This is a genomic window from Burkholderia sp. 567, from assembly GCF_040545115.1.
GTDB lineage: Bacteria > Pseudomonadota > Gammaproteobacteria > Burkholderiales > Burkholderiaceae > Burkholderia > Burkholderia ambifaria.
Genome location: NZ_JBEPLG010000002.1, coordinates 26,211 through 38,163, shown reverse-complemented (window position 1 = coordinate 38,163; position 11,953 = coordinate 26,211). Strand labels below are relative to the sequence as shown.

At 57.9% G+C, this 11,953-nt stretch carries 6 protein-coding genes and 4 pseudogenes; 6 read left to right on the top strand and 4 right to left on the bottom strand.

The genetic code is table 11. From position 1 onward, the window contains the following. Nucleotides 1-371: 371 nt before the first annotated feature. From ABIC50_RS05690 to ABIC50_RS05680, 3 genes and pseudogenes are all read left to right on the top strand, one after another. Nucleotides 372-788 (top strand): annotated as a pseudogene (locus ABIC50_RS05690) (transposase); the annotation flags it as partial. Nucleotides 789-866: 78 nt separating this feature from the next. After that, a pseudogene (locus ABIC50_RS05685) lies at nt 867-1,366 on the top strand (transposase); the annotation flags it as partial. A 547-nt stretch (nt 1,367-1,913) separates the two neighbouring features. Next, nucleotides 1,914-2,933 carry an IS110 family RNA-guided transposase gene (locus tag ABIC50_RS05680; protein ID WP_175712670.1) on the top strand — a complete coding sequence of 340 codons (1,020 nt, stop codon included), beginning with the start codon at nt 1,914-1,916 and terminating at the stop codon, nt 2,931-2,933. Nucleotides 2,934-3,171: 238 nt separating this feature from the next. Here the strand turns inward: ABIC50_RS05680 and ABIC50_RS05675 are convergent. Both ABIC50_RS05675 and ABIC50_RS05670 read right to left on the bottom strand, forming a co-directional pair. Next, nucleotides 3,172-4,432 (bottom strand): annotated as a pseudogene (locus ABIC50_RS05675) (IS256 family transposase). A gap of 537 nt (nt 4,433-4,969) precedes the next feature. Further along, nucleotides 4,970-5,773, bottom strand: coding sequence for an AraC family transcriptional regulator (locus tag ABIC50_RS05670; RefSeq protein WP_354162238.1), 804 nt, complete (start codon nt 5,771-5,773; stop codon nt 4,970-4,972). Nucleotides 5,774-5,860: 87 nt separating this feature from the next. Between ABIC50_RS05670 and ABIC50_RS05665 the strand changes: the two genes are divergently transcribed. Beyond that, nucleotides 5,861-7,081 carry an MFS transporter gene (locus ABIC50_RS05665; protein ID WP_354162235.1) on the top strand — a complete coding sequence of 407 codons (1,221 nt, stop codon included), beginning with the start codon at nt 5,861-5,863 and terminating at the stop codon, nt 7,079-7,081. Nucleotides 7,082-7,377: 296 nt separating this feature from the next. On the opposite strand, the gene ABIC50_RS05660 is transcribed toward ABIC50_RS05665, so the two are convergent. Both ABIC50_RS05660 and ABIC50_RS05655 read right to left on the bottom strand, forming a co-directional pair. Beyond that, a complete protein-coding gene (locus ABIC50_RS05660; protein WP_175742560.1) occupies nt 7,378-8,223 on the bottom strand; it encodes a GNAT family N-acetyltransferase in 846 nt (281 codons plus the stop codon). 333 nt (nt 8,224-8,556) lie between these two features. Beyond that, entirely contained in the window at nt 8,557-8,784 is a 228-nt protein-coding gene (locus tag ABIC50_RS05655; RefSeq protein WP_175742558.1) for a hypothetical protein, read from the bottom strand. 602 nt (nt 8,785-9,386) lie between these two features. Here ABIC50_RS05655 and ABIC50_RS05650 point away from each other — a divergent pair. Both ABIC50_RS05650 and ABIC50_RS05645 read left to right on the top strand, forming a co-directional pair. Next, complete coding sequence (locus ABIC50_RS05650) at nt 9,387-11,084, top strand: peptidoglycan D,D-transpeptidase FtsI family protein (protein ID WP_354162232.1); 1,698 nt, start codon at nt 9,387-9,389, stop codon at nt 11,082-11,084. Nucleotides 11,085-11,160: 76 nt separating this feature from the next. After that, nucleotides 11,161-11,645 (top strand): annotated as a pseudogene (locus tag ABIC50_RS05645) (transposase); the annotation flags it as partial. Nucleotides 11,646-11,953 lie beyond the last annotated feature (308 nt).

Below are 11,953 nucleotides of genomic sequence, written 5' to 3'. Positions count from 1 at the left end.
TCAACCTTGCATCCTTAACCGCGACACCAATCGACGAAACTCGACCAATGGCAAATCGGAAATACTGCCTATAGTGAAGCGCAGCTCGCGGCATTGATTGAAATGCACGCAGGGTGGCCATTTCCTGGAAATGGCGGTGCGAAATTTGAACGACCCGACAGGACCGTTTCAAAAAGATAGCAAATGTCCGCGATTGAAAATCTGGGATTTTTCCCAAATTGCACCGGATTAAATCTGGTCTTGCCTCGCAACTGGTTGCGGGTTTCGGTTCATTGCGAACGGAAGAACGACGATGGCCGTTAGCAGACCGTTGAAATACCTCGGTCCGTCCTGCACGATGTAGGTTCCCGAGATCGAGGAAGAGCAGGCGGATGCGAGGCGCGGACGGCTACAACGAGTCGTTGTTCAGCACGGTGAGGCTGGAGGAATTTGTTCCGCAGGCGCATCCGCTGCGCCAGATCCGGATGTGGCTGGACGAAGCACTGTCGAAGATGGACGCGAAGTTCTCGGCGATGTACGAAGTCGACGTGAAGGGAGGCCGGCCGAGTATCGCGCCTGAGAAGCTGATGCGGGCGATGCTGTTGCAGGTGCTGTACAGCATCCGCAGCGAGCGGCAACTGGTCGAGCAGATCTCGTACAACCTGCTGTTCAGGTGGTTCGTAGGCCTGACGATTGAGGATGAGGTGTGGAGCCACTCGGTATTCAGCAAGAACCGGGATCGGCTACTGGAATTCGACGCGGTGACGGATCTGTTCAACGCGACGGTGGAAGCGTCGCAGAAACGGGGCCCTGCTTTCGAACGAGTGACCTGCCCCCAGCAAACCGGGCCGGTCAGAACCCGTTCGTTTTCGGAGAAGAAGGCGAACATGAAGAAGCGCTTTACGGAAGGGCAAAACATCGGGTTTCTGAAGGAAGCCGAGGCCGGCATGCCGGTAAAGGAACTGTGTAGGAAACACAGCTTCAGTGACGCGTCGCTCTACGCTTGGCGCGCGAAGTTCGGCGGCATGAAGGTTTCGGAAGCGCGCCGACTGAAGGACCTCGAGACGGAGAACGCTCGGCTGAAAAAGCTGCTGGCTGAAGCGATGCTCGATATGGAAGCGCGGAAGATTGTCGTCAAGGGAAGGCCCTGAGCCCGCAAGCCAAGCGCGAAGCAGTAGCGTCGATTCGGGAGAAGGTCAACATCTCGGAGGGCGGCACCTGCAGGCTTGTTGGGCTATCTCGCAGCGTGTTGCATTACGAATCGAAGCCCGACCACGAGAATGAAGCGCTGACGGCACGCTTGGTGGAGCTGGCGGATGAGCGCCCGCAGTTCGGCTACCGGCGGTTGCACGCACTCATGGAGCGCGAAGGCATTCACGCGAATCACATGCTGTAATTGCGTCTCCGGCTCACGATGGAGGCTGCCTTGGAAACGTATGTGGGTCTCGATGTATTGCAGAAGTCAACGGTGGTTTGCGTAATCGATGGTGACGGCAACACCGTCTGGCGTGGAACAGCAGCTTTTTGCTAACGCGGTGGTGCGGTCATTTAATTCCGCTAATGCGTCTGACGAAGCTCAATAAGGACGGCAATGACTGTCGTTGAACAAGCGGATAGCCGCTATTGAGAGGCGCGGATTTTCAAGAAGTACCGGCGGTTGCGTTAGCTGAATAGCGGACACGATTAGCGCTCGAACGGACGCCATGAACCTGTCCGCATTTTTGTGGGCGAGGCGGTTGAACAGCGCGTTATCCGCGCGCCTGCATAAATCGCTCGCCGAACAGGATAGCAAACTGGTTCATCGCTGATGATATGAACGCCTCCCACCCGTGAGTGGCGTAGCTTGCAGGAAGGCTGAGCCTTACGGGCCAATGGCATCAAAGTGCCCAGATGGAAGACCATAGGGGTTTTCCTGGCAAACCGGAGGCTCCGAAATGAAGCACACGACAGTGGGTGTGGACATTGCAAAGAACGTGATGCAGCTCCATTACATCGACGCAGAGACGGGCGAGATCGTAAATAAGCCGGTAAAGCGAGCCGCGTTTCTGGAGCATTTCGCAAATTTGACTCCCCGCCTCATCGGCATGGAAGCCTGCGGTGGTTCCCAACACTGGGCCCGTAAGCTGATCGCGATGGGCCATCAGGTGAAGTTGATGCCGGGCAAGTTCGTCAAGGCGTTCGCAATGGGTAACAAGAACGATGCGACTGATGCGCGAGCCATCTGGCTTGCCGTACAGCATGCAGGCAAGGCCGTCGCGGTGAAGACTGAAACGCAGCAGGCCGTGCTGGGGCTGCACCGGATGCGAGAGCAACTGGTGAAGTTCCGCACGATGCAGGTCAATAGTCTGCGCGGCTTGCTAACCGAATACGGTGAAGTGATGGCCAAGGGACGGGCTGCGCTCGACAAGGCAATTCCAAGTGTCCTGGAGCGGCTGGTTGATCGTCTGCCCTCGATCCTGATCGACACACTGCGAGAGCAGTGGAGTGGATTGTCGGAACTGGACAGACAGATTGCCGAAATTGAGCGGCGTCTGCAGGCGTGGCAGAGAGAGGACAAGGCATGCAAGGCGATTGTTGCCATACCGGGCGTTGGTCTGCTGACGGCGACAGCGGCAGTAGCCACTATGGGCGATGCGAAGACGTTCCGGTCCGGGCGCGAGTTCGCAGCCTGGATCGGACTGGTGCCACGGCAGACCGGTACGGGTGGCAAGGTCCAGTTACTGGGGATCAGCAAACGAGGAGATACCTATCTGCGCAAGCTGTTGATCCACGGGGCCCGAAGCGTGCTGTGTCTCGCAAAGGAACCCGGATTATGGGCCGAAGGCATCAAGAAGCGGCGACCGTTGAATGTAGCAGTCGTGGCACAAGCGAACAGGATGGCTCGCACGATCTGGGCGATCTTGGCGCACGACAGGCAGTACGACAAGGACTATGTGAGCGTGAAACCGGTCTGACCGGCGCACGTCGCGTAGAAGGTAGATCAATTTTTACAGGATGACACGTCGAAAGGTTGCGCTGGCAATCGTATGTAATGACAAAACAGGTCGGACCGGGACTCGCCAAACCTGAATCGCTGAGTGAGCTTCTAGCTCGTCGGAAAAATGAGGCGCGGGTCAGCGGATTTCATGGTGGGCCGCAGCATGTCAGGCTGCAACAAGCCCGGATATAAAGCTGCAACCCATCCTGTCGTAGTCAGCACACACGAAAAACCTTCAAACGGGAGGCGTTCATATAAAATTTCCAGTCGAAGGCTGCCCGTACGGTCTTGGCCAGCACGTTGCGCAGCGCCAGCCAGAGCAGTTTGATCGCCGCCTCGTCATTCGGGAAGTGACCACGCGTCTTGATGATCTTGCGCAGCTGCATGTTCAGACTTTCTATGGCGTTTGTCGTGTACACAACCCGCCGAATCTCCGGCGGGAACACGAAGAACGGTACGACGTGCTCCCATGCCCGTTGCCACGATTGCACGATGGTCGGATATTTCTCGCCCCACGGGCCATCAGCGAAGTCCTGTAACGCCTGCCTTGCCGCTTCTTCGCTAGCGGCCGCGTAGATCGGGCGTAGTGCTGCGGCGAGCGCCTTGCGGTCCTTGTAGCTGGCGTACTCGAGACTGTTGCGGATCAGATGCACGATGCAGGTCTGCACAGTGGTCCGCGGATAGGCTGCGCTGATGGCCTCAGTCAACCCCTTCAAGCCGTCGACCACGGCGATCAGGATGTCCTGGCAGCCGCGCGTCTTCAGTTCGTTGAACACCTTGAGCCAGAACTTGGCCCCCTCGGTCTGCTCGATCCAGAGGCCCAGCACGTCGCGCTGGCCGTCGGCCCGGATGCCCAAGGCCAGATAGACGGCCTTGTTGCTGACCACGCCGTCGTCGCGGATCTTGACCCGCAAAGCGTCGAAGAACACCACCGGATACATCGTTTCGAGCGGACGGTTCTGCCAGCTCAGCGCCTCGGCCATCACCTCGTCGGTGACCGAACTGATGAAGTCGGGAGAAACCTCGGTGCCGTAGCTTTCGGCCAGAAACGCCTGGATTTCACGCACGCTCATGCCGCGTGCGTACACCGCGATGATGCGTTCGTCGAAGCCGGTGAAACGGCGCTCGTGCTTGGGGATCAGGATCGGCTCGAAGCTGCCGTCGCGATCACGGGGCACCCTCGACTCGGACCGGGCCGCGATCGGTGATGACCGTCTTGCCGCTGGCGCCGTTGCGCTCGTTGGCCTGCCCGGGCGGCTTAGGCTGACCCGGCGGGTAGCCCAGATGCAGATTCATCTCGGCGCCCATCGCACGCTCGATGACCGCCTTGTTGAATGCCAGCATCAGATCCTGCACCTCGGCCGGCGACATCGGCCCCTTGACCAACTGGTCCAGCAGTTCCTTGGGCAGCTCAGGCAGCGGCCCGCGGGCAGCTGCCTGACGCGCTACGGTTTGCCGTTTCTTCTTCATTGGCATATCCATGACTTTTATCTCTCATGATATGCCTCGCCCACGAAATCACGGATAGGTCCGACGCCATTGGCGGAATCTACGAACTCCACAACATCATCGCCACGGCGCGGCGCTTCAGACTCGCAGTCGAGGGTGCGCATATCGTTTCAACCTGCTGATTGCGGAAGGTATCGACGATGTGCTTCGCTAAAAGCTCGGTTTTATCGCACTGGCCGCGGCCGTCGACCGCTCACGAAAGCGTATCTGCTGCCGCTGTCGGCCGACCAGGTGCGCCAGCTTTCATTGAAACACGATCGCTCTCTTTTCATGTTCGGCGATGGCCAGGGCGACCTCACATGATCGTCACGTTGATGACCTGATTATGCATAGCGTGATCGATGAGTAAACCCGCGAGTGCCTGGCGATCGAGGTGTCTTGCGCTGGCTGCGACATGCTGCAATCGGCCCAGCCTTCATCGCGTCCGGCAGTTCGTGGCAAAACGGTTCCGTCGAGCCTGGCCGGATTCCGATAATTTCGACGCGAGATTCGCTGCCTGATTGGTCATAGAATTCCGTCTCCGTTCGCCTTGCGCCTAATTCCATTTCGCCTGCCAGGCGACTCGCCGTAAACACGACGATACATCGCGATGAAAGCGCTGTCGCTTGAATATCCAACAGCGTGTGCAACAGCGGTAATCGAAGCGCCTTCTGCGAATTGAGCCTGCGCTACGAGCAATCGACAGCGGGTGCGCCATTGCAGATAGGTCAATCCCGTTTCACGTACGAAGAGCCGTGCGAGCGTTCGAGCGCTCGCACCGACCTGGTCGGCCCATTCATCGAGCGTGCATTGTTCTGACGGATCTTCAAGAATCGCATTCGCTATCGCACTCAAGCGCCTGTCGCGCGGCATCGGCAAATATAGCGGTGAGGCGGGAGCCACCTGAAGCTCGTCGAACAAGATAGAAACCAGCCGGGTTTGCCTGTCGGTCAGCACGCCGTCGGCCGGCCACTCTGTTACGCGAACGATGAGTTCGCGCAACAGCGGGCTCACCTCGACGATGCCAGGCGTCTGCGGCAGCACCGTGTATGTCCGGATGTCGAAATAGAGGCTGCGATATGCGAAGCGGCCGTGCATAACCGCGCGATGACGCGTTCCAGCAGGCAACCAGACAGCGCTCAACGGTGCAAGGTGACCAACCCGATCCTCCGTTTGCAGGGCGACCGCGCCTTCGGTCAGATACAGCAGTTGCGTTCGCTGGTGCACGTGCCATTCGGAATCGTGTTCTTTCGATTCGTACGCGACACCAACGATGGGACATACCGCGGTGTCGGGATCAAGCACGTGGTCAGGATCATATTGAGACATGTCTGTTTCGCGATGCTTTGTGTCAGAACGTCGTGATTATCGTCACTTGTGCATCGGTATGCTATCTCCATCGACACGGAGAAACTCATGACACTTAAACATATTGCTATGCGCTGCGAAAAGAAGCTGCCGCCAATGTGGCTGCTCCTGGCGCTGGTAGCGCTTCCGAAAATTGCCGAAACGGTGCTCGCGCCGGGCTTGCCGAACCTTGCACATGTATGGCGCCTGAATGCAGGCCATACCCAATGGACGATGAGCATTTTCTTTCTGGGCTTTGCCGTCGGCGTTTTCCTGTGGGGGCGCGTGTCCGACACGATCGGCCGACGTCCTGCCCTGCTGGGAGGACTCGCGCTTGGACTGCTCGGCACGCTCATCGCGGCACGCACGGGCAATTTCGAACTCCTTCTCGTTGGCCGATTCATCCAGGCGATGGGCCTCGGGACGTGTTCGGTCACGACGCAAACGGTATTGCGGGATTGCTTGAGCGGCCCGGCATTGACGCGCAGCTTCGTCACGGTTGGCATGGTCCTGGCGTGGTCGCCCGCAGTCGGTCCGCTGGTGGGACAGAAATTGTCGGATTGGCATGGTTATCAGGCGATTCTCTGGCTCATCACCGCCGTTATCGCGATGCTGTTCGTGGCGACGGCGCGCCATCTGCCCGAAACCCGCGACGCGTCGATTCAGGCGGTCTCCACGCGCACGTTGGCGTGGCGCATGCTGACGGATTGGCAGTTGATGCGTTCGGCGCTGCTCGTTGCGGGTTTGAATGCGCTGGCGTTTTCGTTTTACGCGGCCGCCCCCTTTCTGGTTGGCGACTTGCCCGTCCTCGGCTTCGCCTGGATCGGCATCGCGGTGGCGCTGGCCGGCAGTCTCGGCGCGGCACTGAACCGCCGCCTCCATCAGGGCATTGTTCATGCTTGCCGCGTTCGATTCGGGCTCGCGAGCGCGCTTGCGGGCGTGCTTCTGCAACTCGTCGTGGTGCTGACTGCGGAATCGGCCCGTGTGCTGTGGGCGCTCGCCGCACTGCCGATTTTCGTCGGCTTCGGGCTGGCAATACCCAACATTCTGGCGCCTGCGCTGCGAAACTACAAAGACAGTCTGGGACGCGCGGGGGCATTCTTCGGCGTAGCGTATTACACATTGCTCGGCGCCATGCTCGCGGTGACTTCGGCGTTGCCGCTCGACAATCCGCTTCCGCTCGATGGATTCTGGCTCGTAATCGCCGTCATGCTGCTTGCCACTCACGGCGAGGGCGTTACCGACGACGACCGTACCCCTCGCGCAGGAAAACTTGAAAGTGGTCAATGACCTTCGCCATGGCGGCGCGCTCGATTCTCGATGAGTCCGCCGCCTGACCAGGAGGTGACCGCTACCGCCGCATGGCGATGCGCAGGGCCTGTCATGCCCAAAGGCGCGCCCGGCACGCGGCGACACTGTTGTCGGGTAACAGGGAATCATGGCGGGGGGCGCGGTTTGCGCGCGCTGCCATGTGCTCCAGGGGCGGATCGAACGCTCGGCCTCGTGCCTGCGCACCAGGCTGACACTGCCCGGCGGTCTCGTCGCCATATCCGAATTACATGCGGCGACGCTCGTTTTACGTTGCATCATCGCGGTTCCGGGACAATAGCGGCAAAAGATCGCGCTTCCTGACAGGTGAAAGACGGGCCGACCCAAGAATGCTCGCGCGTGTTGCCGTGATTCGCCGCGCGTTTGAAGAACGTGTAGCAGATCTTGGAATCCATTCCAAGCTTTTCGGCAATACGCCAGGAGGCAGCGTTCATCTCGTCGCAGCTCCAGACCGGCTGCAATTTTCGCACCATCACCCAATGGATCAGTTGGTTGCAGAGCAGCGTCGATAAGCCGCGCCCTTGATGGGAGGGGCTCGTTACCGCCGCTATTTCCGCAAATCGTCGAGACCGAATGGCGAACGCCTCGCTGACAATTTCGTCGGTATGTGGATCCCAAAGGACGAATACGGTAGCGCGTTCATGGAAGTTCGCCACCCCCCCCAGTATCGAGCCGATGAATTCGGACCACCGGCATCGCCGGAACAGCGTTTCATCCACTACTGGAAGAACGTGATAGCCGGACGTGTTTTCGGCTGCCGGCGGGAATGCGGCGACATACCGATATTGCCGGCGAGGCACTGGCACGAGTCCATACGATGCGGCATCCGTCAACGACAATTCCGGAATGACCAGCTTGATCTCAGGGCGGTCGCCGAGGATCTCTAGCGCATGGAAGACGTCGTCGGGTTGCCTGAGGCCGACCGAAAAGGCGTATGCGGCATCCGTCAGGACCAGACACCGGGTGGGGAGATACTCGCTGTCGGTGTACACCTGGCCCGGAAGCACGCCTTCGATTACGCCGTGTACGAGCGGGAGGTTCGGGTAACTGTCATCAAAGAGATATTTGACTCGATGGAAATGGAAATCCCTAAGTCTTTTCATGGCAACGATGGTCTTGGAATGGCATAGAAAGCGAAGGCGGGATCAGCCAGATTGCCGCCCGCGTCACAAAATCGTGGGCTTGCAATGATGTATTGGCTGGTTCCGTTCCTTGCGGCTATTGATCGTAGAGTAGGGCCGGCAGACTACGTCTAGGAAAATTCCCGAAACGAATGGATAAGCACCGATATCAGCGCGGCCCAGTGTCTGGACGTGTTGCAGTTGCGATCGAACTCGCAGGACCACGCGGTACTGGCCGCGCTCGCCCGGTTGTAAGGCTTCCGGAAAGCGAATCGCGAATACCTGCTGTTGACGGAGAACGAGTTCGTCAAGGCGCTATCGCCCCTGGATTGCATCGATGAACTGCTCACGTTCGTAACTTTCCTGTTGCAATGCTTGTTGTTGAAGCATGCAGTTCGCATAGGCGTCGGTACCGCGCACGAAGCCAAATCGCTCGCATTTCCGTTGATCCATCTCCAAGGAGATGTTTTCCAGTGAGTTGATTACCGAACATCCCTCAAGGGCGATGACTGGTATCAGGACACATATAAATCGTTTATTCATGAAACATTCCAATTATTGAAGCATCTACAGAGACACGTGGTATCAGGCGCTGCCAATGAAGCACGCCTTGCTCTGATAGGGCGCATGTGCGGCATGGAGCGGACGGTAGGCTCTGACCGCCCAGCCTTGTGCCTCACGGCTACATGTGGGTTTTCCGGGGTATGGGAAACGTTTTGAGGACCATTTTCTCAGCTAACCGCAGTTCATGCATTCGCAATTCGAAGTTACGGGAGGTTTGGCGCTTGACAGTGCACAATCGTTGCCAGCGTAGCATGCAACCCCGGCCTTCATTGCAAGTTCGAATTAAATAAGAAATGTCCGAGGCCGTGCCGGCTCGACGGCGAGTGCATTTCATGCCTACTTCATAACGGTGCAATCCTGATCATTTCGCGCGGCAGAAGACGTTCGTCGTATACCCCATCAATTTGGGAATTTTCCGAGAGTGCTTGGCCGTTTTCCTCTGACGCATCTGGCTACGACGATCGTATACTCCATCATCAGTTGGATACGACCTCATGTATGCAATGTTCATAGTCCTTGACTGGGCGTCGCTTTGCATGACGACTGGAATATCGCGCAAAAAAATTGACGGATGCTAGGGTATGAAAAGATCCATCGCTTCATTCTGTCGTAATCGTCTCATTCGAGATGGTTTGCCAAGGTGGCGATCGCAGTGCGTAAGCGCGTTGCTCACGTCTGGATTTCTGGCGCTCGCTGTCCGAGCTTTTTGGATTCAAGGAATTCATCCTGACTTTTATATCCACGAGGCACAGAAGCGCTTCGAACATGTGTTTGAGATAAAGCCCGTGCGCGGTCGAATCACCGATCGCAACGGGGAACCGCTCGCGATCGGCAGGCCCGCCGCAGACATCTGGATCGTTCCGGCCGAGTTCCGCAGCGCGAGCAATTCCGATGTGACGAGACTGGCATCCCTGCTCGGGTTGCAAGAGAGCGTGATTGCGTCAAGGGATAACGGCAATCGCAAATTCATTGCTCTGAAGCGGGGTGTTGCACCGGAAGTTGCGTCCGACGTTGCGAGGTTGAACGTTCCCGGCGTGTATCTGATCCAGGATGACCAGCGCTATTACCCGGGAGGCAGTGATTTTGCGCAGCTAGTTGGCTGGGTCGGCGTCGATGGCCGAGGCTTGGAGGGGGTCGAACTCGCGGACGATGCGTTGCTTTCCGGAAGCGCATCAAAGCGGAGATTGATTGAGGACCGGATGGGGAACCCGGTCGACATCGTCGGTGTCGATACCGTGGGCGTGGCCAGTTCGGATCTCACGCTATCGATCGACCGCCGCATTCAGCATATGGCGCGGCTCGCAGTTGAGCACACCGTAGAACGGTTTGCTGCGGTGGCAGGTTCAGCGATCATCGTTGACGCCAGGACTGGGGAGATTCTTGCCCTCGTCAATCTCCCAGCCTTCGACCCCAATAGGCCGGTGAGTGCGTACGATGCGCGTTGCAGGAATCGTGTCATTGCAGATGCTTTCGAGCCAGGCTCTACCATCAAGCCCATCACGGTTGCGCTTGCGCTGACCAAGGGAATCATCACGCCGGAAACCCGCTTCGACACATCACCCGGTAGTTTAAAAGTATACGGCAGTGTAATTCACGATACCAGCAACTTTGGTAGTCTTAGCGTCACGCAGATCATCACCAAATCGAGCAACATTGGTATGGCGAAGATCGCCATGATGTTGTCTTCGCAAGACATGTGGGGGATGTTCCACTGTTTTGGCCTGGGTTCGTTGCCACTGAAGACATTGCCCGCGGTGGCGAAAGGCGCGCTGCATCCTGTCCGCCACTGGATGCCGATCGAGAAATTGACGATGGCCTATGGATACGGTCTGTCGATGTCGCTTGCGCAGCTTGCGGATGTCTATACGGTATTTGCGAACGACGGACGCCGCATCCCATTGTCATTGACACGCCTGAGTACACCTCCTGTCGGTGAACCAGTGATTTCGTCACGCGTTGCGCAGCAGATTCGCACGATCCTCGAAGCGGACGGCAGGGAGGGAACGGCCCGTGTTGCCGGTCTTCCGGATTATCGAACAGGCGGAAAGACGGGCACAGCTCGCAAGCAAAGTGGGCACGGCTATGCGCGAGGAAAGTATCGAGCCGTATTCGTCGGAATGGCGCCCATGAGTAATCCTCGCCTGATCGTCGCCGTCATGATCGACGAGCCGTCACGAGGAAGCTACTACGGTGCACGTGTCGCCGGCCCGGCGTGTGCCGAAATTATGGAGAGCGCTTTGCACTTGCTCGGCGTGCCGCCCGATCGTCGTGCCTCATAACGGTAGCTCTTAACAAGGTGAACCTGATCCTGACCGGTGAAATGTAGGGAAGTCTGGCGCCGAGAAGGCCATACCGAAGCGTCGTACGTGGCGCAACGTGCATCTCGGGCTCGACGCGAACACCTGTCAGGTGCGTCGTGCTGCGCAGATGACGCATCAGGATGTCGCCGACGGCGACTTCCTGGCCGAACAGCTGAATCAGATCCAGGAGAGCGAGTTGCTCGATATCATCGGCATTGACGGGCCTACGACACCAAGCCGTGCCACGCCCGGATCGTTGCGCGACGGCGCTGCCCAATGGCCCGAGAACACGTCCGGCGGGACGCGGCGCAACGACAGGGTCGATGCGATCGCCCGACTCGGTCGCCGCGACTGGAAGAAGGGCAGCGGGTAGCGTCGGCGCTCGCTCGCGGAGAACGTAATGTCTCGATTCAAGACGCTCACGGCTAACTGCTTGTGGGCACGACGCACCGAATCGCAGGCAGTCGAAGTGCCATCCGCGTGGACGTGCTGAACCGCTTGGCGGACATCAAACGCCCGCAATCCGTTCGCACCGCCTGAAATCACAATCATGAGCGTTACCTCGTCCTCTCGCCCGATTAACGTAACAACACCGTCAGGATGTTATTAATAGCAGAGCTACTGGCGGAATTAGAAATTCATGCTTTACTGGTGAGTCTCTCAGCGAGTAGCCTCGATCTCTGATTGGACTAGAGATATTGAGTGGTAGCAGATATTCAAGGGGAGGCAATGCCATTTTAATGATTAAAATGGTTATTTGCGAAATGACAAAATTTGCGATTTCGTTGATCTGCGGCCTTTCTATTCTAATCGAGTCCCGAAGCGGAGTAAAACGGCTTGCTTCCGCC